This is a genomic window from Arthrobacter luteolus NBRC 107841 (assembly GCF_001552075.1).
Taxonomy (GTDB): Bacteria; Actinomycetota; Actinomycetes; order Actinomycetales; family Micrococcaceae; genus Arthrobacter_B; species Arthrobacter_B luteolus.
The window spans coordinates 336,843-362,967 of sequence record NZ_BCQM01000003.1 but is presented as its reverse complement, the minus strand read 5'-3'; the positions used below and the strand labels follow the sequence as shown (position 1 = coordinate 362,967).

At 65.7% G+C, this 26,125-nt stretch carries 23 protein-coding genes; 14 read left to right on the top strand and 9 right to left on the bottom strand.

Going from position 1 to position 26,125, the window contains the following annotated elements:
- Position 1: 1 nt before the first annotated feature.
- Genes AL3_RS08435 through AL3_RS08425 form a run of 3 tightly spaced genes read left to right on the top strand, consistent with a single transcriptional unit; the run spans position 2 to position 2,837 of the window.
- Positions 2 to 904, top strand: coding sequence for an ABC transporter permease (locus AL3_RS08435; RefSeq protein WP_083521577.1), 903 nt, complete (start codon positions 2 to 4; stop codon positions 902 to 904).
- Positions 901 to 1,740 carry an ABC transporter permease gene (locus AL3_RS08430; protein WP_205054147.1) on the top strand — a complete coding sequence of 280 codons (840 nt, stop codon included), beginning with the start codon at positions 901 to 903 and terminating at the stop codon, positions 1,738 to 1,740. Before AL3_RS08435 ends, AL3_RS08430 begins: the two co-directional genes overlap by 4 nt.
- A complete protein-coding gene (locus tag AL3_RS08425) occupies positions 1,737 to 2,837 on the top strand; it encodes an ABC transporter ATP-binding protein (protein WP_066299201.1) in 1,101 nt (366 codons plus the stop codon). Before AL3_RS08430 ends, AL3_RS08425 begins: the two co-directional genes overlap by 4 nt.
- Here AL3_RS08425 and AL3_RS08420 read toward each other — a convergent pair.
- Positions 2,816 to 3,427, bottom strand: coding sequence for a TetR/AcrR family transcriptional regulator (locus tag AL3_RS08420; RefSeq protein WP_066299198.1), 612 nt, complete (start codon positions 3,425 to 3,427; stop codon positions 2,816 to 2,818). The genes AL3_RS08425 and AL3_RS08420 overlap by 22 nt on opposite strands.
- A 139-nt stretch (positions 3,428 to 3,566) precedes the next feature.
- Between AL3_RS08420 and AL3_RS08415 the strand changes: the two genes are divergently transcribed.
- The 3 genes from AL3_RS08415 to AL3_RS08405 are packed head-to-tail and all read left to right on the top strand — an operon-like array spanning position 3,567 to position 7,805.
- A complete protein-coding gene (locus tag AL3_RS08415) occupies positions 3,567 to 4,853 on the top strand; it encodes a nucleotide disphospho-sugar-binding domain-containing protein (protein WP_066299196.1) in 1,287 nt (428 codons plus the stop codon).
- Between the two features lie 17 nt (positions 4,854 to 4,870).
- Positions 4,871 to 6,328, top strand: coding sequence for an aminobutyraldehyde dehydrogenase (locus tag AL3_RS08410; RefSeq protein WP_066299194.1), 1,458 nt, complete (start codon positions 4,871 to 4,873; stop codon positions 6,326 to 6,328).
- A 49-nt stretch (positions 6,329 to 6,377) separates the two neighbouring features.
- Positions 6,378 to 7,805: an NAD(P)/FAD-dependent oxidoreductase gene (locus tag AL3_RS08405; RefSeq protein WP_083521575.1), complete on the top strand. Its 1,428-nt coding sequence runs from the start codon at positions 6,378 to 6,380 to the stop codon at positions 7,803 to 7,805.
- A gap of 78 nt (positions 7,806 to 7,883) precedes the next feature.
- Here AL3_RS08405 and mfd read toward each other — a convergent pair whose 3' ends face one another.
- Positions 7,884 to 11,480: a transcription-repair coupling factor gene (gene mfd / locus AL3_RS08400; RefSeq protein WP_066299189.1), complete on the bottom strand. Its 3,597-nt coding sequence runs from the start codon at positions 11,478 to 11,480 to the stop codon at positions 7,884 to 7,886.
- Between the two features lie 184 nt (positions 11,481 to 11,664).
- Positions 11,665 to 13,329 carry a M28 family peptidase gene (locus AL3_RS08395; protein ID WP_066299187.1) on the bottom strand — a complete coding sequence of 555 codons (1,665 nt, stop codon included), beginning with the start codon at positions 13,327 to 13,329 and terminating at the stop codon, positions 11,665 to 11,667.
- 315 nt (positions 13,330 to 13,644) lie between these two features.
- On the opposite strand from AL3_RS08395, the gene AL3_RS08390 reads away from it, so the two are divergent.
- The 4 genes from AL3_RS08390 (at position 13,645) to nhaA (ending at position 16,671) form a co-directional block, all read left to right on the top strand.
- Positions 13,645 to 14,319 carry a hypothetical protein gene (locus AL3_RS08390; protein WP_066299182.1) on the top strand — a complete coding sequence of 225 codons (675 nt, stop codon included), beginning with the start codon at positions 13,645 to 13,647 and terminating at the stop codon, positions 14,317 to 14,319.
- 111 nt (positions 14,320 to 14,430) lie between these two features.
- The gene (locus AL3_RS08385) at positions 14,431 to 14,928 is read left to right on the top strand and encodes a DUF2505 domain-containing protein (protein WP_066299179.1); all 498 of its coding nucleotides are present in this window, start codon (positions 14,431 to 14,433) and stop codon (positions 14,926 to 14,928) included.
- A gap of 30 nt (positions 14,929 to 14,958) precedes the next feature.
- Positions 14,959 to 15,180, top strand: coding sequence for an SCO4848 family membrane protein (locus AL3_RS08380; protein WP_066299176.1), 222 nt, complete (start codon positions 14,959 to 14,961; stop codon positions 15,178 to 15,180).
- A gap of 120 nt (positions 15,181 to 15,300) precedes the next feature.
- Positions 15,301 to 16,671, top strand: a complete 1,371-nt coding sequence (gene nhaA, locus AL3_RS08375; RefSeq protein WP_066299174.1) for a Na+/H+ antiporter NhaA — start codon at positions 15,301 to 15,303, stop codon at positions 16,669 to 16,671.
- On the opposite strand, the gene AL3_RS08370 is transcribed toward nhaA, so the two are convergent.
- The 5 genes from AL3_RS08370 to AL3_RS08350 all read right to left on the bottom strand — a co-directional run bounded on the left by AL3_RS08370 (position 16,668) and on the right by AL3_RS08350 (position 20,521).
- Positions 16,668 to 17,690 (bottom strand): hypothetical protein, encoded by a 1,023-nt coding sequence (locus tag AL3_RS08370; protein WP_066299172.1) that lies wholly within the window; start codon positions 17,688 to 17,690, stop codon positions 16,668 to 16,670. The two genes, nhaA and AL3_RS08370, sit on opposite strands and share 4 nt — an antisense overlap.
- Positions 17,687 to 18,592: a hypothetical protein gene (locus AL3_RS08365; protein WP_066299167.1), complete on the bottom strand. Its 906-nt coding sequence runs from the start codon at positions 18,590 to 18,592 to the stop codon at positions 17,687 to 17,689. Before AL3_RS08365 ends, AL3_RS08370 begins: the two co-directional genes overlap by 4 nt.
- Positions 18,592 to 19,350 carry a signal peptidase I gene (locus AL3_RS08360; RefSeq protein WP_083521574.1) on the bottom strand — a complete coding sequence of 253 codons (759 nt, stop codon included), beginning with the start codon at positions 19,348 to 19,350 and terminating at the stop codon, positions 18,592 to 18,594. The genes AL3_RS08365 and AL3_RS08360 overlap by 1 nt, the downstream gene beginning before the upstream one ends.
- A 9-nt stretch (positions 19,351 to 19,359) precedes the next feature.
- The gene (locus AL3_RS08355) at positions 19,360 to 19,914 is read right to left on the bottom strand and encodes a hypothetical protein (RefSeq protein ID WP_066299165.1); all 555 of its coding nucleotides are present in this window, start codon (positions 19,912 to 19,914) and stop codon (positions 19,360 to 19,362) included.
- An 85-nt stretch (positions 19,915 to 19,999) separates the two neighbouring features.
- A complete protein-coding gene (locus AL3_RS08350) occupies positions 20,000 to 20,521 on the bottom strand; it encodes an alternate-type signal peptide domain-containing protein (protein ID WP_066299164.1) in 522 nt (173 codons plus the stop codon).
- Positions 20,522 to 20,746: 225 nt separating this feature from the next.
- Here AL3_RS08350 and AL3_RS08345 point away from each other — a divergent pair, with 225 nt between their 5' ends.
- From AL3_RS08345 to AL3_RS18735, 3 genes are all read left to right on the top strand, one after another.
- Positions 20,747 to 21,205, top strand: coding sequence for a VanZ family protein (locus tag AL3_RS08345; protein ID WP_066299163.1), 459 nt, complete (start codon positions 20,747 to 20,749; stop codon positions 21,203 to 21,205).
- A 135-nt stretch (positions 21,206 to 21,340) separates the two neighbouring features.
- Positions 21,341 to 22,738, top strand: coding sequence for an NAD-dependent succinate-semialdehyde dehydrogenase (locus AL3_RS08340; protein WP_066299162.1), 1,398 nt, complete (start codon positions 21,341 to 21,343; stop codon positions 22,736 to 22,738).
- Between the two features lie 293 nt (positions 22,739 to 23,031).
- The gene (locus tag AL3_RS18735; RefSeq protein WP_066299153.1) at positions 23,032 to 23,406 is read left to right on the top strand and encodes an Hpt domain-containing protein; all 375 of its coding nucleotides are present in this window, start codon (positions 23,032 to 23,034) and stop codon (positions 23,404 to 23,406) included.
- A gap of 108 nt (positions 23,407 to 23,514) precedes the next feature.
- Here AL3_RS18735 and AL3_RS08325 read toward each other — a convergent pair whose 3' ends face one another.
- Complete coding sequence (locus tag AL3_RS08325) at positions 23,515 to 24,303, bottom strand: response regulator transcription factor (protein ID WP_066299149.1); 789 nt, start codon at positions 24,301 to 24,303, stop codon at positions 23,515 to 23,517.
- Between the two features lie 122 nt (positions 24,304 to 24,425).
- Between AL3_RS08325 and AL3_RS08320 the strand changes: the two genes are divergently transcribed.
- A complete protein-coding gene (locus AL3_RS08320) occupies positions 24,426 to 26,105 on the top strand; it encodes a sensor histidine kinase (protein ID WP_066299144.1) in 1,680 nt (559 codons plus the stop codon).
- Positions 26,106 to 26,125: the final 20 nt, after the last annotated feature.

The window sequence follows — 26,125 nt, the reverse complement described above, 5'->3', positions numbered from 1 at the left end:
GATGTCCGTTCCCCGCTCCGCGGCCTCCGGCGCCTTCTGGCGCCGGAGGCTGGCCGGACTCCCGCTCCTGGGTCCCGGCATGGTGTTCCTCTTCGTGCTCGCAGTGCTGCCGGTGGCCCTGGTCACCGTCTATGCCTTCTTCGAGCGCGGCCGCTTCGGCGGCGTTGAATTCAACTTCACGCTGGACAACTTCGCCCGCCTGGCCGATCCGCTTTACCTCGGTGTTGTCCTGAAATCGATCCTCATTGCGGGAACCGCAACCGGGATCGCACTGCTCATCGGCTATCCCGCAGCCCTGTTTATTGCCCGCCTGCCGCGCCGCTGGCGCACCCTGGCGCTGATCGCCGTGCTGCTGCCCTTCTGGACCAACTTCCTGATCCGGACCTATGCCTGGATTCTGCTGCTGAACAACGCCGGGTGGATCAACCAGGGGCTGTCCTGGCTGGGAATTACGAGCGAGCCGGTCCATATGCTCTACACCGAACCGGCCGTCGTGGTGGGACTGGTCTACATGTACCTGCCGCTGATGATCCTGCCGCTGTACGCCTCGCTCGTCTCCCACGACCCCCAGCTGACGGAAGCGGCCGTAAACCTGGGTTCATCCCCCTTCCGGGTCTTCCGGACAATCACGCTTCCGCTCTCCGCCCCGGGGGCGCTGACCGGCTGCATCTTCGTGTTCGTGCCCGCCATGGGCAACTTCATCATTCCCGAGCTGATCGGAGGCGGGAAGACCGTCCTGATCGGCAACCTTATCCGCGACCAGTTCCTCAAGGCACGCGACTGGCCCTTCGGCGCAGCGCTTGCCCTGGTCATGACGGCATTCCTGGTGCTGCTGCTGGTCCTTCAGCAGCGCGCCTCGCGCGCGGTCAGCGAAGGCAAGACCCCCAAGGAAGTGAAGCCGTGAACGCTCCCGCCGCACTGCCTGCCCGGTCCCGGAAAGCCAGGGGCGGACCCCGCACGGACGCCGCCACCCGCCCCGGACTGCACCTTCGCCTGCCGTTCTGGGGAGCGATTGCCTTCCTCTACATTCCCATCCTCGTGGTGGTGGCGATGTCCTTCAACGCCTCCTCGAACCTCTTCTCCTGGTCCGGGTTTTCGCTGCAGTGGTACGCCGAGGTGTTCCGCAGCCCGGACATCCTGGCGGCCCTGGGGAACACCCTGATAGTTGCCGCTGCCGCCGCGGTGCTCGCCACGGCGCTGGGCACACTGACCGCCGTCGGCATCCACCGGCACACCAGCGGCGGCCTGATCCGGGCGATCGCGATCGCCCCGGCGATGCTCCCGGACCTGCTCCTGGCCATCGGCTTGCTGAGCCTGTTCACGCTGCTCAACTTCACGCTGGGACTGCTTTCGGTCATCCTGGCCCACACGGTCTTTGCCATGGCATTCGTGACGGCCATTGTCCTGGCGAGGCTGGCCCAGGTGGATCCCAGCCTCGAGGAGGCGTCCAGGGACCTCGGCGCGTCACCGGGCCGGACCCTGCTGAAGGTCACCCTGCCCCAGCTTGGCCCGGCAATCATTTCCGGAGCGCTGCTCTCCTTCACCCTCTCCCTGGATGAGTTCGTGATCGCGTTCTTCACCACCAGCCCCACCGTCTCCACCCTGCCCATCAATATCTATTCGATGGTGCGTTTCGGTGTCTCACCGGAAATCAATGCCCTTGCCACCATGCTGCTGGGCCTGACCGTCCTTGCGGTCCTGGGCACACAGCGCCTAACCAAGATTGCGGATTCACTATGACCAGCACCCCTGCCGCCGCTCCCCTGCTCCGGCTCAGCGGCCTGAGCCACAGCTACGGCTCCGTGCAGGCCCTGCACGGAATCGATCTGGACATCGCGGAGAACGAGTTTTTTGCCCTGCTTGGGCCTTCAGGCTGCGGCAAGAGCACCCTGCTGCGCTCCATCGCCGGTTTTGAGACCCCAGCCGAAGGAGAGATCCTGCTCGACGGCGCTCCGCTGACCCGGCTGCCGGCGCACCGCCGTCCGGTCAACATGATGTTTCAGTCTTACGCACTGTTTCCCCACCTGAGCGTGGAGAAGAACGTCGCGTATGGACTGGAGGCCGAAGGAACCCCGAAGGCAGAGGTGCGGCGCCGGGTCGGTGAGGCCCTGGAAACCATTGGTCTGTACGGTTATGCCAAGCGCCGCCCGGGCCAGCTTTCCGGCGGTCAGCGGCAGCGGGTTGCCCTGGCCAGGGCAATCGTGAAGCGGCCCCGCCTGCTGCTGCTGGATGAGCCACTGTCCGCCCTGGACCGCAAGGTCCGGTCCGAGATGCAGCTGGAGCTCAAGCGGCTGCAGCACGAAGTCGGCATGACCTTCGTGGTCGTGACCCATGACCAGGAAGAGGCCATGTCCATGGCTGACCGGGTGGCGGTGCTCAACGCCGGCCGGCTGGAGCAGGTCGATACCCCGGTTGGCCTCTACTCGGCGCCGCAGTCCCGCTTTGTCGCGGACTTCATTGGATCGGCAAACATGCTGGACGGTACGGCCGTGGCCGGCGGCATCCAGCTCGCGTCAGGCCTGGTCCTGGCCGTGGAACACGCCCTTTCCGCGGGCAGCCCGGCAACCGCCGTGATCCGCCCCGAAGACATTGTCCTGGCCGCACCGGGCGCCGGGACCCTGGACGGAACTGTCGTGGACACTTTTTTCCTCGGCGGAACCTCCACCGTGGCCATCCGGGTTGCCGGGCTGCCGGAGCCCTTCACCTGCACCATGCGGGCTGTCCAGGTCCCGGAACGCGGAGCCGGAGTTGGGCTCATCCTGGACCCGGCGCATACCGTGGCCGTTGCCGATGACAGGGGCGCGGTCCCGGCAGCTCAGGCGCCGGTGAGCGTGTGACCGGCTGCTATCCGCGCATAGTCCGCGATGAGTCCCGCCGCAGTTTCGGCGTCGATGCTGGGGTGACGGGCAATAATCCGGTAGCCGTACGCGTCCTCCAGCGCCACGAGGTTCCTCGCGACCGTCAGCGGGTCCTGGGCCAGGGCGAAGACCCCGCGCGCCGCGCCCTGTTCCAAAACCACCAGGTACATTCCCACCTGGCGTTCGTACAGGGAGGTCAGCAGGGCAGCGGTCACCGGGTTGTTGCCGGCCGAGCCGCCCAGCGCACAGAGCATCGCGACCTGCGCATCGTCGGGCCCGGAGGGAAGCCCGGAGCGGATCAGAGCCAGGAGCCGGGCCGCCGGGTCATCCGGCAGCGAGCCAAGCATGCTCACCCGCTGTTCGTAGAACCGTTCCATGGCTTCCCGGTTGGCTTCGAGCATGAGGTCCTCGAGGTTCGGGTAGTAGTACAGCACCGCCCCGCTGGTCAGGCCAGCTTCCTCGGCAACACGGTTCAGCCGCGCACCGTCCGGACCGTGCTTGGCAACCGCACGCTGCGCCGCGGCAACAATTTCATTGCGCCGTGCGGCCTGGTTCTTCGGGCGTGCCATCTTCGAAGCCTTCCTCCAAATGGATCAGATACACCACAATATGACACCCCCGTCCAATCAGCGGCATTTCCAAGGAAGTAATTCTCGTCACTTAAGCACCAAGGAGAGAACATTGACAAATTCACGTACTTTTCTTTTCATGCCCGAAAGTGCATACGGGCCCACCAATAACTGCATTGGCATTGGCAGTGAGCTGCTGCGGCGGGGCCACCGCGTCGTCTTCGCTTCAGAGTCATCCTGGCGCGGAAAGCTTGCGCCGCTTGGTTTCGAGGAGGCGCTCGTGGACTTCGCCCCGCCGGCTGAAGGAGACCAGGAAGCGGGAGATTTCTGGAAAGAATACATCAAGGCAATCTCTCCGGAATTCCGCAAATCCACACTCCTGCAGGCTGAAACGGTAATCCGTCCAATCTGGGAGGGAGCCATCGAAGGTGCAAAATACTGCGAGCCAGAATTGCAGAAAATAATTGCGGAAGTAAATCCTGATGTGATCATTGAGGACAATGTCGTAGCGTTTCCGGCACTCGTGACGGCGGGCAGGCCGTTTGTCCGGATTGTCTCCTGCAATCCGCTGGAAATCCCGGGCAGCGGCATCGCTCCGGCCTACTCGGGCCTGGGAGAAACGGACGTCACCGGGTGGGGCGAGTACCGCTCCGAATACGAACGCACGCACAAGGACCTCTGGGAGGACTTCAACGCCTGGGTCCAGGCCCAGGGCGCCCAGCCGCTGCCCTACCTGGAGTTCATTCACAGCGGGGTCCACAACATCTACGTGTATCCGGAGGAACTCGACTACACCGCCGGCCGCCCGCTGGGCGCGGACTGGACCCGGGTGGATTCCGCCGTGCGGGAGACGGAAGCTGCCGCCGATCTGCCAGGGCACTTCCTGGACGGCACCAAACCGCTCATTTACTTCAGCCTCGGCTCCCTGGGCGGGGCCGACGTCGCTCTGATGCAGCGCACGGTGGACATCCTGGGCACCGCCGGGGACTACAACTTCATCGTCTCCAAGGGTCCCCTGCATGAGGAGATTACCCTCGCCGCCAACATGTGGGGCGCGGAATTCCTGCCCCAGACGCGCATCATCCCACTGGTGGACCTGGTGATCACCCACGGCGGCAACAACACCACCACAGAGTCGCTGCACTTCGGCAAGCCCATGATCCTGCTGCCCCTGTTCTGGGACCAGTATGACAACGCCCAGCGGGTGCACGAATCGGGTTACGGACGGCGGCTGGATACCTATGCCTGCACCCCCGCGGAGCTCCTGGGCGCCGTGGACGAGCTGCTCCGGGACCAGGACCTGCGCTCGCGCTGCGAGGCGGCCGGAGAACGGATCCGGGCCGCCGACGGCCTGGCCGCCGCCGCGTCCGCGCTGGAAGGCGTTGCCGCCGTACATGCACAGCCCCAAACCGAAACCGCACTGTAAAGCTAGGACGAACCACCATGTCATCTGGAACCTTCATTTCCAACAGCTACCGCTCCTCCTCCGGCGAAGTCCAGGAGCTGGTGAACCCAGCGACCGGAACGGTCTCCGGCACGCTCTCCGCTTCCACGCCCGCGGACGTTGACACCGCCGTCGCCGCCGCCCGCGCTGCTGCTCCCGGTTGGGCCGGGCAGACGCCCGGACAGCGGGCCAGGGTGCTGCTCAAGCTCGCCGATGCGCTCGAAGCGGATGCTGAGGCGCTCACCGAGCTGGAGGTCACCGAGGGCGGCAAGCCCTGGACAACGGTGCTCGACGGCGAGATCCCCTTCGGCGCGGACAACCTGCGTTTTTTCGCGGGTGCTGCCCGGTCCGTGGACGGCACCGGGGCCGGAGTGTTCTCGGACGGATACACATCGGTGATGCTGCGCCGGCCGGTCGGTGTGGTCGCAGGCATCACTCCGTGGAACTTTCCGCTCATCATGGCGCTCTGGAAGGCCGGCCCGGCACTGGCGGCCGGGAACACGGTGGTGCTCAAACCCGCCCCGCTGACGCCGGGATCCACGCTGCGGCTGGCCGAGCTGGCTGCCGGCTGCGGCCTGCCCGAGGGTGTGCTGAACGTCGTAACCGGCGGCGGGGAAATCGGCTCAGCGCTGGCCTCCCACCGCGGGGTGGACATGGTCAGCGTGACCGGGTCCACGGCCACCGGCCGGGCTGTGATGCAGGGCGCCGTCAAGGATATTAAACGCGTCCACCTGGAGCTGGGTGGCAAAGCCCCGGCACTGGTGTTCGCGGACGCGGACATCGCCCAGATGGCCCGCGCGGTGGCCCTGGGCGGGACCTACAACACGGGCCAGGACTGCACGGCCGCCACCCGGGTCTACATTGAGCGGAGCATTTTCGACGACGCCGTCGCGGCCCTGCGGATCGAGCTGAAGGGAATTGTCCTCGGCGACCCCCACGATCCGCTGACCCACATTGGCCCGCTGATTTCCGCGGCCCACCGGGACAAGGTCTCCGGCTTCGTGACCCGGGCAGTGCAGGCCGGCGCGGAGGTGCTGGAGGGCGGTTCGGCGCTGGAGGGAGCGGGCTTCTACTTCCCGCCCACGCTCGTGGTGGGCGCGGGGCAGTCCTCGGAACTGGTGCAGGGCGAAGTGTTCGGCCCGGTGCTGGTCGCCCTGCCGTTCGATGGGGAGGACGACGCCGTTGCCCTCGCCAACGACAACGCCTACGGGCTCGCATCCTCGGTCTGGACCGCCGACGTCGGCCGTGCCATCCGTGTCAGCCACCGGCTCGACGTCGGCGTGACCTGGGTCAACGACCATCTTCCGCTGGCCTCGGAAGCACCCCACGGCGGGGTCAAGGGATCCGGCTTTGGAAAGGACATGAGCATGGAACCGCTGTTGGACTACTCGGTCACGCGGCACCTGATGATCAGGCACTCGGTTCCGCCGGAGACCACCGGTTACCGTCCCGCCTAAGCCCGGCGGATTGCCCGCTAAGAACCACCCACGAGCGAAAGCAGACCCTGTGCCCAGCACCACCGCCTATGACCTGGCCGAGGAACGTGTCCCGGCCGGAAGCATCACCGACGCCCTGTCCGGGGCCGCGGCTGCCCCCTACTGGCTGGACCGGCCTGAACGCCCGGACCCGCTGCCTCCGCTAACCGGCCGCACCACCGCGGACCTGGTGGTGGTTGGCGGCGGCTATACCGGACTGTGGACGGCCCTGATGGCCAAGGAACGGAACCCGTCCGCTTCCGTGGTGCTGCTGGAGGCCCGCGAGGTGGCATGGGCCGCCTCGGGGCGGAACGGAGGCTTCGTCTCGGCCAGCCTGACCCACGGCCACAGCAACGGCGTAAAGCACCTGCCCGGGGAAGTGGACCTGCTCCAGGAACTCGGCCAGGAGAATCTGGCCGAGTTCGCCGCAGCGCTCGAGAGGCACGGGATCGACTGCGGTTTCGAATGGAACGGAACCCTGGCCCTGGCCACCGAACCGCACCAGGTCGATTGGCTCCGGAAGGAAGCGGAGGAGACCGGTGAGGAGTTTTTCGACCAGGAGAAAGTCCAGGAAGAAGTCCACTCACCGCTCTACCTCGCCGGCCTCTGGAACCGCAGGGGCAGCGCCCTCGTTGACCCGGCCCGGCTGGCATGGGGGCTGAAGCGGGCCTGCCGGCAGCAAGGAGTGCAGGTCTACGAGAACTCGCCCGTCACGGCATTGTCCCGGACCGGGAACGGGGTGGAGGTGACCACCCGCGGGGGAACGGTGGCGGCCGCCAAGGTTGCCCTGGCCACGAATGCCTTTCCGTCGCTGCTGCGCCGCGCACGGCTGCACACCGTGCCTGTCTACGACTACGCGCTGATGACTGAACCGCTGACCGAGGCCCAGCTGAAGTCCATCGGCTGGTCACGCCGGCAGGGGCTCGACGACGTCGCGAACCGGTTTCACTACTACCGGCTCACCGATGACAACCGGATCCTCTTCGGCGGGTACGACGCCGTGTACCACTACGGGCGCAGCCTGAAAAACGAGCACGACCAGAGCGAGGAGACCTTCCGCAAACTGGCCGCTCATTTCCTGCTGACGTTTCCACAGCTGGAAGGCATCCGCTTTACGCACAAATGGGGCGGTGCGATTGATACCTGCAGCCGCTTTTTCTCCTTCTTTATGAAGGCCTACGGCGGACGGGTCGCCTACGCGGCCGGCTTCACCGGACTCGGTGTCGGCGCCAGCCGGTTCGCGGCGAATGTGCTCCTGGACCTGCTCTCGGGAGAAACCACCCGGCGCACCAGCCTGGAGCTGGTCCGCAAACTGCCCCTGCCGTTCCCGCCGGAGCCGGTGGCCTGGATCGGTGTCAAAATCACCACCGCGGCCATGGTGCGTGCCGACCGCCGGCAGGGCCGCCGGGGTCCGTGGCTGAAGCTGATGGACGCCATCGGGATGGGGTTCGATTCCTAGCTGCCGCCCGTCTCCACCCCCTAGACCGCGGCCTCCTTCGGTCCCCCCTCCCGAAGGAGGCCGCGCCTGCCTTCCGGGCTAGTCCTTGAAGATCGTGTCCAGCACCTGGTGCGCCCACTCCAGGATCTCCGCATCCTGCAGGTCCCGGCCGCCGATCCGTGCCGTCTTCGGCTTGGGGATAAGCACCGAGTTCAGCGCCGGCTTCACCTGCGCCCCCGGATACAACCGCTGCAGGCGCATGGTCTTGGACTCGGGCAGGTCTCCCGGGGAGAACCGGATGAAGTTCCCCTGGAGCGCGACGTCGGTCAGCCCGGCCTCGCGCGCATCAACCCGGAACCGTGCCACGTCGATCAGGTTCTTCACCGCCTGCGGCGGCTCACCGTAGCGGTCCACCAACTCGGCGAGGACCTCGTCGATGGCCTCGTTCGTGATGGCCGACGCCAGCTTGCGGTAGGCTTCCAGCCGCAGCCGCTCCCCCGGCACATAGTCATGCGGCAGGTGCGCGTTGACCGGCAGCTCGATCTTCATTTCCGCTGCCTTTTCCTCGGCTTCGCCGCGGTAGTCCGCCACTGCCTCGCCAACCAGCCGGATATAGAGATCGAACCCGACGCCGGCGATATGACCGGACTGCTCTCCGCCCAGCAAGTTGCCTGCGCCGCGGATTTCCAGGTCCTTCATGGCCAGCTGCATGCCCGCGCCGAGCTCGTTGTGGGCAGCCACAGCCTTCAGCCGTTCCAGCGCAACCTCGCCCAGCGGCTTCTCCGACGGGTACAGGAAGTACGCGTAGGCACGCTCCCGTCCGCGGCCCACCCGGCCGCGCAGCTGGTGCAGCTGGGACAGGCCGAAGTGATCCGCCCGGTCCACGATCAGGGTGTTGGCGTTGGAGATGTCCAGGCCGGTTTCGATGATGGTGGTGCAGACCAGCACGTCGAACCGCTTTTCCCAGAAGTCCACGATGATCTGCTCAAGCTTCGCTTCGCTCATCTGGCCGTGCGCGACGGCGATCCGGGCTTCGGGCACCAGCTCCTGCAGGTGCGCGGCGGTCCGGTCGATCGAGGACACCCGGTTATGCACGAAGAACACCTGCCCTTCACGCATCAGCTCACGGCGGATGGCCGCGGAAGCCTGCTTGTCCGTGTAGGGACCGACGTAGGTGAGGACCGGGTGGCGCTCTTCCGGCGGAGTAGCCAGCGTGGAGGTTTCCCGGATGCCGGTCAGCGACATTTCCAGCGTCCGCGGGATCGGCGTCGCGCTCATGGCGAGCACATCCACGTTGGTGCGCATTTTCTTCAGCGCCTCCTTGTGCTCGACGCCGAACCGCTGCTCTTCGTCCACGATGACCAGCCCCAGGTCCTTGAACTGCACCTCAGGCGAGAGCAGGCGGTGGGTCCCGATGATCACGTCCACGGTGCCGGTGCGGACCCCCTCGATCACTTCCTTGGCCTGTTTGGCGGTCTGGAACCTGGACAGGGCGGCGACCCGGACCGGGAATCCGGAGAACCGTTCGGTGAAGGTCTCCATGTGCTGCTGTGCCAGCAGGGTGGTTGGCACCAGCACGGCCACCTGCTTGCCGTCCTGCACCGCCTTGAAGGCTGCACGCACGGCGATTTCGGTCTTGCCGTAGCCCACGTCGCCGGAGACCAGGCGGTCCATGGGAATCTCCCGCTCCATGTCCGCCTTGACCTCGTTGATGGTGGTCAGCTGGTCCGGGGTCTCAATGTAAGGGAAAGCCTCTTCCAGTTCGCGCTGCCACGGGGTGTCCTGGCCGAAGGCATGGCCGCGCGACGCCATCCGGGCGGAGTAGAGCCGGATCAGTTCCCCGGCGATCTCCTTGACGGCCTTCCGTGCCCGGCTCTTGGTTTTCGCCCAGTCCGAACCGCCCATCTTGGACAGCACCGGCGTCTCGCCGCCCACATACCGGGTGATCTGGTCCAGCTGGTCGGTGGGCACGAACAGCCGGTCCCCGGGGGCCCCGCGCTTGGCCGGAGCGTACTCCAGTACCAGGTATTCCCGGACCGTTTTGTTTCCGCCGGCACCGGTGGCGCGCTGCAGCAGCTCCACGAAGCGCCCCACACCGTGCTGTTCGTGCACCACGTAGTCGCCTTCCTGCAGCTGCAGGGGGTCGACGGCGTTGCGGCGGCGGGAGGGCATCCTGCGCATGTCACGGGTGGAGTATGCGCTGGCCCGGCCGAGCAGGTCCGCCTCTGTCAGCAGGCCGGTCTTGAGATTGTCGAACACGAATCCGCGGCCGGCGCTGGCGGTGGTGATCTCGATGATCCCGGGCTGCGGTTCGGAATCCAGTGATTCCACCCGGGAGGCGGGGATGTCATTGTCAGCGAACAGCTCCGCAAGCCGGGACGCCGGGCCGGGACCTTCGGTCACCACCACAATCCGCCACTGGTCGCGCACCCTTGAGCCGATGAACTCCATCATCTCCGCGACGTCGCCCTTGTAGCCGCGCGGCTCCCGGGCGTTGATGGTCAGGGTGTCGATGTCCAGGACGGTCTCTTCGTCCGGGTTGAAGGAGGTGACCGCCCACCAGGACACGTCGTTCTGCAGCGCTGCGGAACGGGTGTCGGCCAGCGACCGGAAGCTCGCGGCTTCCAGGTCCGCGCTCAGGCCGGCGGACAGATCCACCGGTGCCGCGCCGCCGTCGGACGCCGTGGCCCACGCTGCGGCGAGGAATTCCTCGTTCGTGGACTCCAGGTCGTGGGCGCGGGCGCGCACCTTCTCCGGTTCGATCACCACGCAGATGGAACCCGCCGGCAGCTCGCTCATCAGGGGAACCATCTCATCGACCAGCACGGGGGCCAGTGATTCCATCCCCTCAACGGCAATGCCGCCGGCCAGCTTCTCCAGCATGTCCGCGGCTGCGGGCATCTCATCCTTGAGCTTCGCCGCCCGGCTCATCACGGACGGCGTAATCAGCAGCTCACGGCAGGGCGGTGCGTAAAGCTCCTTGGGGTGGATCACGTCCTCCCCCGTCAGCGTGCGCTGGTCGGCAACGGCGAACCAGCGCATCGACTCCACTTCATCGCCAAAGAAATCGATGCGGATCGGATGGTCTTCGGTAGGCGGGAAAACGTCCAGGATGCCGCCGCGCACAGCGAACTCGCCGCGGTGGGACACCATGTCCACCCGCGCATAGGCAGCATCTGCGAGCGCCTTGACCACGGACTCGAACGGGCGTTCATCCCCCACCGCCAGGGAGACCGGTTCCAGGTCCCCAAGCCCCTTCACCAGCGGCTGAACCACCGCGCGGACCGGCGCCACGACCACCTGCACCGGATCGTTCCCCGGATGCGCCAGCCGGCGCAGGACGGAGAGCCTGCGCCCCACGGTGTCCGAACGCGGGGAAAGCCGCTCGTGCGGCAGCGTCTCCCAGCTCGGGAACTCCTCAATCCCGGCCAGCGGGAGGTAACTGCGCAGCGCGGCGGCCAGGTCCTCAGCCTCCCGTCCGGTGGCGGTGACCGCCAGGACCACGGGTGTCCCGCCGTCGGGGCCCCCGGACGCCAGACCGTCCACCATCTCGGCCAGCAGCGCGGCCCGCATACCCTGCGGAGCTCCGATTTCCAGGTCCTGGCTGCGCTGGGCCGGCGGCCGCGCAGCGTGGGCGCGCAGGCGTGCGTAGGACGGGTCCTCGGCCAGGGCGGCGCGCAGTCCGTTCAGGCTCATCTTCGGTGTTTCTCCTTCAGTGCAGGGCAACACAAGAACCCGAAGTTGGCAGTCAACCCCGGGTGGTCTTTCCAGCGTACCCGCTGTGCACGGCCGCCTGCTCCGGATCCCGCTGTCGGCGGAACGGCAAAGGAGGCCGTCCTGAATGGACGGCCTCCTTTGCTCCTAACCGGCAGCTGGGCTGTTACCGCAGAGCCTCATGGCCCAGGTAGTCAGGCTGTGCGGGCACGGTGCGGGCGGCCCCGGCACCGCCCTTGAGATCGGCCTTCGTCTGCGCGAAGGTCAGCACGGAATGCGCGACGGCGTCGGACATCTCGTCCATTGCCTTGTTGCTGATATTGCTCCGGTTATCGCACACCGAGTGATAGCAGGGGTCGTAGGCGGTGCCGGCGGTCCCGCCGAAGAGCGCTGCTTCCTCCGGAGTCTTGATCCCTTCCGCACCGGTGAACAGTCCGCCGGCCGGGATCCCGTTGTTGATGAACGCCTGATAGTCAGAGCGTCCGCTGAACTCAGTTGGTGCCGAGGCCAGGCCAACCGAGGCAAAGTAGCTCTTGAAGACTCCCTCGATCACGTCCGAGCCGGTGGGCCCTGCCGTGCCGAAGGCGTCGCCGTCGCCGTCGTAGACGAAGCGGACGAAGTTCGTGGAGCCGACCATGTCGAAGTTCAGGTTGGCCAGCGTGTTCTGCAGGCCGGTCTCGTCAAGCTGGGAAACGTAGTGCGTGGAACCAACCAGGCCGTCCTCTTCCGCACCCCAGAACGCGAACCGGACCTGGTTCTCCAGTTTGAATTTCCCGGTCTTGCCGAGCTGGATCGCGGTTTCCAGGATGGCGGCGGAACCGCTGCCGTTGTCATTGATACCCGCCCCCTCGGCCACCGAGTCCAGATGCGCGCCGACCACAACCTGCCGCGTTGGATCTCCCTTAGGCGTATCAGCGATGACGTTGAAAGTTTCGGTGGCATTGATGGCGGAATCAACTGCCAGCCGCAGCGTCACTCCCGCCGTCCCGGCGAGGGTCTCCCCCAGGGCGAAAGTGGTGCCCACCGCCGGGATGGCGGAGAGCTCGGAGCCGAGTGTCCCGTTGATCAGCCCGGTGCGGTCATCGCCCGGAACATCGTTGCCCTGGTTGAAGACAATGGCTCCGGCCGCTCCGGCGGCCGCCGCATTGGCAACCTTGTCGCCGAAGGCACAGGTTCCCCGCTGCAGCAGAGCGATGTTGCCCGCTGTGAACCCCGCGAAGTCCTCAGCTTCACAGCCCGAGCTGTTGGCCCGGTTGCCGGCGAGGTTGATGTCGACGGCCGTCACTGCCGCGGTCACGTCCCCGGAGCCGGAGTAACTCATGGTGAGGTAATCGGTACCGGCGGTGTAGGTAGCCGGATTCGGTGACACCTGCTCCAGGGCGTCTCCGTTAAGGACGAACTGTTCGTACGTGAAAGCCTGGCGGAACGGCTTGTAGCCGGCCTTGCGCAGCTGCGATTCCACATACCGGGCACTGGCTTCGTAACCCGGCGTACCGGCAGCACGGTTACCGCTGTTGGCGTCCGCGGCGGCCTGGAAAGCGTTCAGGTGGCCCAGCAGCCCCTTGAGCGTGACCTTGTCCCGCAGTTTGTCGGAGTCCGTCTTGCCGGGCTTGTCAGGCTTGTGAGGTTTGCCGGGTTTGTCGGGTTTTCCGTTGCCGGGGTGCCCCTGGCCTGGCTTGCCGTTGTTCTGCCCCGGCCCCTGGTGGGCGCCCTGACCGTTCTTACCGCCTGAGTTAACGTCAGCGGCGAAGGCAGCCGGAGCTCCCGCCGAAACTGTAAGGACAATAGTGGCCGCGAGGGCTGCCCCGCGCGCCGATCTGCTGAATTTCATCGTTCCCCTAAGTGAATGCGAGTGAGTGGACACGGTGTGCCCGTCACCGTCCCAGGGCAGCAGCCGTGCGGTGATGCTACTCGACGATTTGGGGGCCTAACAGGGTCAGCTGTGAAACCCGCATGATTAGCCTGTTTCCACTCCGGACACTGCGCGGGGATCTTCCCCCGGATGCGTCCATGGTCTAGGTTTCCTCCCGCCTGATCGCGCCCGGGCGCGGGCCCGGGTGTGGATTTTCCGGATCGCGGCTGCCACGCTGGAAAGGCACGGGCAACACCGCAACCGCCTTTCCCCAGCGCATCGGAGGCCTGCCCCATGGAACGCAGACTGGTACGTCAAACGCCGCTTCTGTTCATTGCCTTCGCAGCAGCCCTTCTCTTCTTCACTGCCTGTTCCAATGACGGGGATGGCGGAGGTATGTACAACTCCGGTTCCCCCGCGGCCTCGACGCAGGAATCGGTCGATCCGGCCTGCGAGACGGGACCCGAAGCCACCTCAGCCTCCTGCCAGGCTGCTGGCCCGGGCACCACGGTGGAGGCCAGCCGGTGTTCATCCGCCTCACCTTCTGCCCTTTCAGGCGGCGTGATCGAAGGGGCCTTTGGGCCGTGGTGCGAGAACGCCATCGCCACGGCTTATGACACGGACCTGATTCCGGCCGGAGCCGAAACCGAACTCACGCTCCAGGAAACGGATCTGGAGACAACGATGGAGATGCAGGTCCAGGGTTTTGCCGCGGATGAAGGTTATTCCGGAGTCCTGCACAACCAGGCGTGCGGAGCCGATGTCTCCGACGCCGGACCGGAATACGTCCAAGAGGATGTCAGCGAGAACGTTCCGTCCGGACTGGCACTGGACTTCACCACGGACGCGGACGGGTCTGCGGATGCATCCGTGACGGTCCCCTGGGTGCTGCCGGACAACGGGTCGGGCAAGTCCATCGTCATCCTTTCCACGGACAACCAGGCGGCGGGCTGCGTGAGAATTCCCTGAGCACTGCGGGACAGACCGCGTTGGAGGGCGCAGCCTTTCACCGACTAGGATGTTTGGCGGGTCCAGCGCTTCGGCGCCGGGCCCGCCGCACACCACCTATCGGAGGACCCAATGGCCCTGACTGCATCCACCACTCTGCCGTATGACGCTGCCACGCTGACCAAGACCTTCACGGATGAGGACTTTGTCCGCAGCATCAGTGAGCACGTAGGCGGCTCGCTGGTCTCACTGGTGGTTGACGGCGACATCGCCGGCCCGTTCACCGTCACGGCCGTCCGCACTCTCCCCACCGACCGCCTGCCGGACATGGCCAAAAAGCTGGTCGGTGCATCGCTGACTGTGACCCAGAAGGAGTCCTGGGAAGCGCCCGCCGCAGACGGCTCCCGCACCGCAACCATCGACCTGTCTGTCGGCGGCGTTCCCCTTAAGGTCAATGCCGTCCAGCGCATGGTGGCGGTGCCGGAGGGCACCCGGACCGACGTCGAAGGCAGCGTCAGCTCCTCGATCCCGTTCCTGGGCGACAAGATCGCCAAGGCCGCGGAACCGATGATCGGTAAGGCCCTGACCATCCAGGCCACGCAGGCCGGCAAATGGATCGAAAACAACTAGGTCCGTCCGCGGCCTGAAAGCGAGCTCTCTTTGTCATTGTCTGCACCCCTGGCGTTTGTCCTCATTGCGGCCGGCCTCTGGTCGATCATCGTCTGGCCTCCGTTCCTCAAGCGTGTCCTGAAGGCTCCGGAGGCCCGGGACGCCAACGGCGCCCCCACCCGTTTTATGACCGTGAACCTGATGCTGATCAGCACCGCGATCATTTTCGGTCTGGCTACCGCGATCATCGGCGTCCGCGCCCTGGCCGCGTAGCGCTCCACCTTCCCCCGCACCTTCAAGGTGCGGGGGAAGGTAAGCTAGTGCGAAGGTGAGCCGGGAAGTCTGGTCGGCAGTAGTTCTGCCGTACCCGATTACGTTTAGGAGCCTGCCTTCATGGCCTCACAGAAGCCCTCCGGGGCGTCCCGCACCATTCTCAGCCGGTCCAGCTACCGCGAGTACCTGCGCATCGGAGAGATCCTGCGCAAGGAAACCGTTGGCGGCATTCTCCTGCTGATCGCCACCGTAGCCGCCCTCATCTGGGCCAACTCCCCCGCCTCAGACAGCTACTTCACCATCCGGGATTTCAGCTTCGGTTACGAACCCTGGCATCTGGACCTCACGGTCGGCGCCTGGGCAGCTGACGGTCTCCTGGCGATCTTCTTCTTCCTGGTCGGCCTGGAACTCAAGAAGGAGTTCGTGGCCGGAGACCTGCGGCAGATCAGCAAAGCAATCGTTCCGGTGGCGGCAGCTTTTGGCGGCGTTATCGTTCCGGCGCTGATCTACGTTGCGGTGAACCTGGTTTCCGGCTCCGACGGGCTCCGCGGCTGGGCCATCCCAACCGCCACGGACATCGCCTTCGCATTGGCCGTCCTCGCCGTTATCAGCTCCCATCTGCCCAGCGCGCTGCGCATCTTCCTGCTGACCCTCGCTGTCGTTGACGACCTGATCGCGATCACCATCATCGCGTTCTTCTACTCGGAAGACGTTAAGCCGGAAATGCTGCTGCTGATGCTCATTCCGCTCGCAGCCTTTACGTTCCTGGTCCAGCGTGCGCCCCGGTTCTTCGGGACCCGGCGCTGGGCATTCTGGGTGTTCCTCGCCCCGCTCGCCGCAGCCGTCTGGATCCTGATGCACGCGTCCGGTGTCCACGCCACCGTGGCCGGTGTCCTGCTGGGCTTCGCCGTTCCGGTCCTGCGCCGCAGCGCAGCCGGCGCCAAGCTCCCCCCGAGCGAGGACAAGCCGGGCCTGGCCGAAATCTTCGAACACCGGTTCCGGCCGATTTCCACCGGCTTCGCCGTTCCGGTCTTCGCGTTCTTCTCAGCCGGGGTCGCAATCGGCGGACTGGACGGACTGGGCCGTGCCCTGACCGACCCGGTCGCCGTCGGCATTATCCTTGCCCTCGTAGCGGGCAAACCGATCGGTGTCCTCCTGACCACCTGGACCCTGACCACTGTGACCAAGGCACGGCTGGACGACTCAGTGAAGTGGATCGACCTGACCGGGATCGGCATCCTCGCGGGCATTGGCTTCACCGTCTCGCTGCTCGTCAACGACCTGAGCTTCGAAGTGGGATCGGCGCACAACGACGACGCGAAGGTCGCCATCCTGGCCGCTTCCGTGCTCGCGGCCCTGCTGGCCTCGGTCCTGCTGACCATCCGCAACCGCCGCTATGCGGTGATCGACGCCGCCGAACGGGTGGACGCCGATGAGAACGGGATCCCGGACGTCTTCGAAGCGGACTCCAGCGAAAACGAGGGGCGCTAGAGCGACTCTGCGCCGGTCTTCCAGCACTCCTGGCTGTATTCGCCCAGCTGGTAGGTCATGTACGCCGGATCGCCGGATCCGCTGGCGTTCATGGGCTGGACCCTGACCGTGTACTGCCCGTAGGACCCGGCTTCCTTTGCGAACCGCAGGGCTGCCTGCACGTCCGGCGTGGTCATATCCAGGCCGTACACCCCGGGCCGTCCGTTCGAGACGATCGTTACCCGGTACGAGGCCGCGGCAGGGGCGGGCTGCCAGCCCAGGGTCAGTGTGTAGTAGCCGTCCACCCACCGGGGGTTCGGCATGGCCTTTGAACAGGTGAGGACGGTGTTCCCCACCGTGCCGAGCCCGCTGCCCTGGCCCCGCTCGTCATAGCAGTTATCCAGTTTCCAGTGCTCGTATTTGTAGGTCCAGTAGAGCGGATCCCCGGCGACTGCCCCGTTCATGGGCATGACCCGGATGGTGTACGTGGTGTAGTACGGCGTGGATCCGTCCACGGCATTTCCGCTTTTTGGATCGGACAGGGACCGGGGCAGCGTGAACACGGCATTGGCTGCGGTGACGTTCTGCACCTTGTCATAGGCGAATCCGGGAGAGTTGGAAGTCATCCGCACCGCGTAGCCCGTGGGCGCGGTACCCCTGACCGGCGCTCCCCAGGAGAAGCTGATGCCCATTTCCCGGTCCTGCCTCAGACTCTCAAAGTCCTTCAGGGGCGTACAAACAACCCCTCCGGAGGGCTTGCCCGGCCACCCGGCAAGCACCGGGTTAGGGCCAACCGCCGGTGGGCCCGGCTGAGTCGGCGTCGGCGTCGGCGTGGGAGTTGCCGTGGGTGCACCGGCGGTCACCGAGAAGCTGGCGGCTCCCTGCTGACTCCACCAGGCGTAAGCAGCGGGTCCGCCGAACCCCAGGACGAGGGCCAGGACAAAAGCAGCCGCAGCAGCACGGGAGCCGGGAAGCCGCCGGAACCGCTGCAGCATCCCGGATTTCTCCTCTGGAGGCTTCGGCTGCTCGTTGTGGTTCATGGCGTCCTTCGGGTAATTCGTGTCCTGACGGCAGCCGCAGCAAAGAATGCAGCGGTAAGCAGCACCATCAAAGTGCCCTGCCAGGTGCGGATGATCGGTTCCACCGTACTCTCAATGAATGAGGCGGCCGTGATTTCAGGCGGTGCGTCAGGGGTTCCGGAGGGCGCGGCCGCGGGGATGGCCTCTGCCTCAGCCGGCTGAAGCCCGGCGGGCGCGGCTGGCACGGCTGCGGGGACAGCGGCGATCCGTGCGGCGGAGGTTCCGGGGAGATCTGCAGCCCGTGCGGTGAGCTGCGGCTGGCCCGGTCCCGGAGACGGGACCTGGCCGGGGCGGACCGGCTCCGCTGCGGCGTCGCAGGCGGAGCGGCCGGTTCCGGCGGAATCGAGCAGGAGCAGCAGATCGAAGGTGCCCTGCTTGGCCCGGGCTGCATTGGGGGTATTCAGCAGCAGCCCGGCTGAGAGTTCCACCTGCCGGGCCGCGCCGGCCGGGATGGCCACTGCCAGGGACAGGTCCGTGCAGGAACCTGCCGGCCCGATGACGGCCGCACCGGCAGCCGGCGACCCCACGGCGGAGGACCCAACGGTCAGATATCCGGCAAGCTCCGGATCCATTGCCGTGCTCAACGCTGCCGCGGTGAGGAAGGCAGGTTCGGGTCCCGCGTTGCGGACCCAGACAGATCCGGTGCTGGTGGCACCGGGGACCAGGCGCACACCGTCAGCGAAAACGGAGCCGGCGGCCGGGCTGCCGAAGGCTACGCCATCCAGGCTGACCTGGAGGTAGTCGTCTGCGGCGAAGGCGGCGGGAGCGGAAGCGAGGGAGGCCGCGGCCAGCAGCCCGCATCCCAGAGCTGCCAGGCCGGCCCTGATGCCCAGTGGCATCTTGGTCCGGCTGGAGGAGTGCATCAGACTGCCACGCTCTTGGGGGCTTCTGCCACGTGGAAGGAAACAGCAGCGTGGTCGCAGTGGTCGCAGTCGCGCAGCACGGGGTCGTGGCCGAACGCGGTGTTGCCGTGGTCGTGAAGGTGACGGACGGCAGGTCCGGCGTCGCGGACGTGGGCGCCGCCGACCGGAAGGTCAAGCAGCACGGCATCCACGTCGTCGGCTTCCGAGTTCTTCCGCTTCTTCTCGAGGCTTCCGCGGACCAGCAGTACGATCCCGTAGCCCAGCAGGCCAACGGCGGCCCACTGTGCGATCTCGCCGCGTTCGCTGTTGCCCAGGCCGTTGGCCACAAAGCCGACATACGGAACCGCGTAGGACAGCTTGCCGCGGATCTGGGCTTCCATCACCGGGAATTCGTCGGCAACGGCGTTGTTGTCGCCCTGGGTCGTGAAGGTCCGCTCACCATTCTGGCCGGCGCTGATGCCGGTGATCCGGTGGGTGATGACTGTCGGCTTACCGGACTCGATCTGGTAAGTGATCACGTCACCGACCCGCAGGGCGTCGGCCGGCGTCGGCTTGACGACCAGGAAGGTGCCCGGTGCGTAGTTCGGTGCCATGGAGCTGGTCAGCACGGTGTAGGTCTGCGAACCGGTGACCAGCGGGACGATGATCAGCACGAGGGCGGCCAGGGCCGCAACGCTCATGGCGACGAGGCTGATTGCGGTGCCGGCCAGCTTCAGTGCCCGGACGGCCGGTGAAGCGGTGCTGTGTCCAGTTGACATGGTTTGTTCCTAACCTACTTGTGCGGCGGAGAGCGGGACGGTGATGGTGGATGCCTGTCCCTGGATGTTCGCCGATCCGGCGAGGGTGACCTGGAAGCAGATCAGTCCGGAGGCACCCTTGGGGATATCTACGGTCTGCGGCTGGGTGGCATTGAACAACGCGGCGCTGCAGGCGCCCGGATCGGTGCCGGAAACGGCCCGGTGCTGGACGGTCCACAGCTCCGGGAAGGGCGAAATCTGTGCTGCTCCTGCGGAGGCGTTGATCGTAAAGCTGCCGCCGGCGTTGGAGTTGTTGGTAAGCACTACACGTGTGTAGGCGGAAGAGCCTGCGTTCACAGTGCCAACGTTCAGGGCCACCGTTCCCTTGCTGCCGTCTGCCTGGGTCATCAGCACCGGACCGGTGCCGTTGTCCATCACGACGTCGAAGCTGGCGGCCTGGATGGTTCCGGCATTCGCCTGGGTTCCTGCGTTCCAAAGTGCGTAGCTGCCCTGGGCCGTCATCAGCCCGAGCACCAGGGCAGCGAGGATGAGACCTGCCGCTTTCAGTACTCGAAGGCTTTTCATGAGCTTTATCTCCAGGGGGAAGGCTGTGCGCGGAGCGTGCGCGCCGCGCACAGCCGGGGATTAGAACAAGTGGCGGGGTGCGCGGTTACTTGGGGGCGATCTGGTCCAGCGTGTAGCGCAGGGCCGAGAAGTTGGCCGTCTTGCCTGCATCGTCACGGTTCACGGTGTTCGAGTTGAAGGTGAACGTCGTGGTTGCCTTGACCTTCTTGTCCGCCGGCAGCGTCGCCGGGGTCAGTTTGGCCGCGTTGACAGCCGCTCCCGCAGTATCCGTGACCACGATGTCGGAGACTGAGGCGTTGGTGAAGGCACTCGATGCGCCGGTCAGGGTGAGCTTGGCTTCCATCAGGTCGCCGACCAGGGTGACATCCAGTTCCTGGGTGTAGGTGAGCACATCGCCCGGGACCACCTTGTAGACTGCCGGGTCAATCTTGGCGCCCTTGGCATTCGTCCAAGTGCCCTTTCCTGCAACCAGGTTCAGGTCACCTGCGACGATCGTGCCGGCGTTGGCCGTCTGGGAGACGTTCCAGACTGCCAGGGTTCCGCCGCCGCCGAGCAGCAGTGCCACGCCTACGCTGGTTGCCAGTGCGCCTTTTGCCATCTTGTTCATTGTGTTCCCCTTGTTCCTGTGAGACCTATCGGCCCGGGGTTTTCCCCTGCCGCTGGAACTACTTTCCATCGCGGAACTCAAGAAACCGGGCAGTCTTGGCACAGGGTTCGGAAAACATTGGGACAATGCTCAAGGCGCCCACAAGACCCCCTCAACATCTGCGCAATCCGGATCATTCCGGCTCCCAGGCCACGGATTCCGCACTGACTCCGGAAATGAGCGAGCATGCAGAATCCCGCCCGCGGCAGGGTCCACCGGCGCAGGCCTGCCCTGCTGGCCGCCTCAGTGCTCTACTTCGGTGCCCTCTGCGCCGTCGTCCTCACCCCGGCGCCCGTGGACCGTGGAACAGCGGGGGCGGTTCTGCAGCAGTTCCTGGAGCTCCTGCACAACACCGGCATCCCGGCCTGGGTGGACTACGGCCTCGTTGAAACCGCTGCGAACGTCCTTCTCTTCGTTCCGTTCGGGCTGCTCGTGGGCACGTGGCTGGGCTCCCGCTGGACCTGGCTGGCTGCCGTGGCCGGCTTCTGCCTGTCCGCGGCCGTGGAGACCTGCCAGGCGCTGCTCCTGCCCGACCGGGTCCCCACCCTGCAGGACGTCCTTGCCAACACCCTGGGAGCCGCACTGGGCACCGCCGCCGTCTATGCCTGGCGGGCAGCGCGGCCAGGCATGGCTCCCGGAGCCTGAAAGATCTTCCCCGGGGCCTGCCGGACCGGGTTTCCGGCTTCTCCGGACTGCGTCACCAACAGGTGATTTGTTTACCGTGAAGCCCGTTTCGGGGCATGATGACATAACCCACTTTTATGCGTAAGGAGTACGGACGTGAGCACCACTTCCAACACAACGGCCAGGTCCTACCGGGTAGTGAATCCCGCTACCGGTGAACAGGGCGAGGAATTCCCCACGGCCACCGACGCCCAGATCCAGGAAGCACTGGCGGGATCACAGGCAGCGTTCGAGTCCTGGCGCGGGGTTCCCATCGAGGAACGCAGCCGGATCGTGGCGCGGGTCGGCGAGCTTTTCACCGAACGTGTGGAGGAACTGGCCGCCATCATTACCGAAGAGATGGGCAAGCCGCTCGCCGAGTCCAAGGGCGAAGCCGAGTTCTGCACCGACATCTTCAGCTACTTCGCCACTGAAGGTCCCGGGCTGGCAGCGGACCAGGAAATCAAGGCAATCGGCGGCGGCCGGGCCATGATCCAGAAGCTCCCGGTCGGGCCGCTGCTGGGCATCATGCCGTGGAACTTCCCCTACTACCAGGTGGCCCGCTTCGCAGCGCCGAACCTGATGCTGGGCAACACCATCATCCTCAAGCACGCCGAGTCCTGCCCGAAGTCCGCGCTGGCGATCCAGAAAATCATGGACGACGCCGGGGTGCCCGCGGGTGTCTACACCAACGTCTTCGCCAACTACGACCAGATCGCGGACATCATTGCTGACCCGCGTATCCAGGGCGTCTCGCTCACCGGTTCCGAGCGTGCCGGAGCGATCATCGGCGAACTGGCCGGTAAGAACCTGAAGAAGGTCGTCCTGGAACTGGGCGGATCCGATCCCTACGTGGTGCTTGACGCCGAGGACGTGAAGGCTGCCGCAGGCCAGGCCTGGGCGACCCGCATCGAGAACACCGGGCAGGCCTGCAACTCCAACAAGCGGATGATTGTTATGGAGGACATCTATGACGAGTTCGTGGCGGAGCTGACTCACCTGGCCAAGGACCTGGTGCCCGGAAACCCCGCAGAAGGGGCCGAAGGAACCTACACCCCGCTCTCCTCCCGCACCGCCGCCGAGGGGCTGGCAGAGCAGGTCCAGGACGCCGTCAGCAAGGGAGCCACCCTGCACGCCGGCGGCACCCTGCAGGATGGTCCGGGCGCCTACTTCGCTCCGGCTGTACTCACGGGCGTCACCCCGCAGATGCGCGCCTACCGGGAAGAGCTCTTCGGCCCCGTGGCCGTGGTGTACAAGGTCTCCAGCGACGAGGAAGCCGTTCAGCTCGCCAATGACAGCGACTACGGCCTCGGCGGCGCCGTCTTCTCCACGGACGAGGAGCGCGCACGCCGCGCAGCGGCGCAGCTGGAAGTCGGCATGGCCAACGTCAACGGTGTCGGCGAAGGAGCCGACATCCCGTTCGGCGGCGTCAAGCGCTCCGGCTACGGCCGCGAACTTGGTCCGCTGGGCATGGACGAGTTCGTCAACAAGCGGCTCTTCTACATCGCTGATTAGTTCCTCAGCGGCCGTTTACGGCTGCTAAGGACGACGCCGGTACCTTCCCAGGTGCCGGCGTCGTTCTTTAAGCCAGCCGGCCGGCAGACCGGCAAAATTTCCGGGATCTTGAGCCTGCACGGGGAGAGTTCCTGAGCTTGCCCTGACACAGTTGGCAGCATTGACTCACCCGAATCCCCCACAAGGGGATTGCTGTCCATCAGGAGGACCCCCATGTCTCCCCGCCAGAGAATCGTGCCGGCAGGCTGCGCCACCCGCGCCTGCGGCGCTGCTCCCGCCCCACGACTTCCGAAATGATCGCGGTGACAGAACGCCCATCTTCCCAAACCCTGGTCTCCACCCGGGTTCTGCGCGAGCTGAGCGAACAAATGGGCCCGGAGATCTGCCACCAGTTCGTCGGAAACTACATCGATATGTGGGACGGACGCTTTTCCCGCCTTGTTGCGGCCCTGGACACCGCAGACTTCCCCGGCGCCATGGACGTGGTGCTCAGCATCAAGATCTCCAGCCAAATGGCCGGAGCCGAACGCCTCGCCGGGCTCGCTTCGCGGGCGCAGGAGATGGTCCGCAGCGCGGATCACTGCGGCCTGGCTTCACTGATCGAACCGATTCAGCAGTGCGGCGACGACACTGTGCGGCACCTCAGCCAAACATTTCCAGTCCGCTGACGCCCTCCGGAGCAGCCGCCCGGTTTCACGGAGCTGCGTCCTAGGGAGCTGTGTTTCAGAAAGCTGCGTTGCAGGGCCTGCGTTTTGGGGGAGGTGCGCGTCAGGGACCTACTGGGCGGGAGCGAGCCGGTAGCCGACGCCGCGGACTGTTTCCAGCCAGCGCGGAGAGCGGGAGTCGTCACCGAGCTTCCGCCGGACGTTCCCGACATGGACTTCGATCGTGCGCTCGTCCGACTCACTGATGTAGGACCCGGTGTCGTAGTCCTCCCCGCGCAGGCGGCGGACCAGGTCGGTTTTGCTCCGCACCCGCCGGCCGCTTTCCAGAAGCGCCTGAAGCAGGTCAAATTCCGTGCGTGTGAGGTCCACGTCCCGGCCGGAAAGCTGGGTAGTGCGCGTTCCGGGATCCAGCATCAGGCCGTTGTGCTGGAAAACACCGCTGTCCGCACTGGGTGCGGCTGCCTCGGGAACGGACGCCTGCGGGACTTCGGCAGCAGGTGCAGCAGCGGGAGAGGGGGCCGCTTCGTCCTTGCGCGGGCGGCGCATCATCGCAGAAATGCGGGCGCGGAGCTCGCGCGGCCGGAAGGGTTTGGTGATGTAATCGTCCGCGCCGGCTTCCAGGCCCATCAGGGTATCCAGTTCTTCGGCACGCGCCGTGAGCATCACGATGTACGCGTCGCTGAACAGCCGCAGCTGCCTGATGACCTCAAACCCGTCGATATCCGGCAGCCCGAGGTCAAGGGTGACGACGGCGGGATTGTGGGTGCGGACCGCTTCCACACCTTCGGATCCGGTGGGACTTGCATGTACTTCAAAACCGGACTGCTGGAGTACTGCGTGCAGAAGATCGCGAATGTCTTTGTCGTCTTCGATAATGACGGCTACGCGCTGTGTTTCCATACTTTTTGTGGTTTTCCTGTCCTGCGAGACCTGCTGTACCCGCTCCCCTTATTCGGCATCCTACAGCCTAGGCAGATAAACTGCGGACTTCATTCACTCAAAAAATGCGAGGTTGCCGCCCCATGTCCAGATTCAAGGACGCGACCCTGTCCTCGCTGGGAAAGCGCAGGGACTTCTATTTGTTTGCCCTGCGCGACCGGGTGGCGCTGAGCCAGTCCCCTCTTGTTCTTGCCGTAGTCGTTTTGCTGCCGATCGTTTTTGTGGCCAAACCGGAGGCATATTCAAATCCTGAGTTCCTCACCGGCTTGGGTTTGATCGCAGTTTTGTCACTCCTGTCCGTTTCCGTGCCGTGGGACCGGTGCTTCAATCGGGCCTATTTACTGGTTCCGCTCCTCGATTTTGGCGCCATTGCCCTCCTTTACCGCGGCGTCCGGCCCGATGTTCCGGGCGTGGCTGCGCTGGCCGTTTTTCCCGTCCTCTGGCTGGCCTGGTCCGGTGTCGCGCCTCGCCTGGCAGCGCTGGCAGCTTTTTCCGGTGCCCTGCTGGTTGCCTGGGCGCCGCTTTTCGGCAGCGGCCCGGAGCCCGCAGATCTCCTCGCCCCTGGCCTGGTTCCGCTGGTGATGCTGCTGATGTATCTTGCCGCCGCCATCACTGTGCAGGACGCCGCTGCGCAACAGCAGGCACTTGAGGAAAAGGACCGGGAGCTCAAGCGCAGCCTGCAGGACAGCCGGCGCCGCGCGCAGCTCCTCGATGCCGTCCAGGACACCATCGACGTCGGAGTTGTGGTCCTGGCCAGGGATGGCCACATCATGCTGATGAACAACCGGCAGCTGGCCACCCATCAGCTCTCCGTTCCTGCGGATACTGACGGCGAAGACGAAGCCGACATGCTGCTCTTCGATCAGGACGGCTGCACTCCCCTTCCCCCAGCGGACCGTCCGATGGCCCGGGCCCTGCGCCGCGAAGCCTATTCGGGCAGCCTCATGTGGGTCGGCCGCGGTGCGGAGCAGCGTGCCATGGCAGTATCCGCCCGCCCGCTGAACGATGAGGACGGGGAGTTCAACGGATCGGTCCTGGCATTCAGCGACGTCACTGACATGCTGCGGGCCCTGCGGGCGAAGGAGGATTTCGTGGCGAGCGTCTCACACGAGCTTCGAACTCCGTTGACCTCGATCATCGGCTACCTTGACCTCGCCATAGCCGATGCCGAAGATGAAGGTCTCTCCGAATCGCTGCAGGCGTCCCTGTCCGTGGCGCTTCGCAATGCCGAGCGGCTGCTGGTCCTGGTCGCCGATCTGCTGACGACGGCGTCGGACTCCATCCATCTGGAAGCCGGGGAACTCTCCCTGCGCGATCTGGCGCGGTCAGCTGCAGACTCGGCCGGGCCAAGGGCCGACGCTGCGGGGATCCGGCTTGTGGTCGAAGCTCCCGCCGATGTCCGCGGGGTCTTTGATTCCACACGCATCCAGCAGGTTCTGGACAACCTCGTCTCCAATGCGATCAAGTACTCCCCGGGCGGAGGCACCGTCACCCTCCGGGTCCTCAGTGGTGACGCATCCGTGGTGCTGGAGGTGGAAGACGAAGGCATGGGGATGTCCGAAGCCGAACAGGGTGAGGTCTATAACCGGTTCTTCCGTGCCGCTGCCGTGAAGAAAGCGGGGATACCCGGCGTCGGACTTGGCCTTGGCATCACCAAGGACATCGTCGCCGCGCATGGCGGGACCATCTGCCTGACATCCCAGCCGGGTGCCGGGACGACGTTCCGGGTGGAGCTGCCCCTGCAGAAAACCGCCGGCCGGTAGGACCCGGCGGCGGTCGTCTG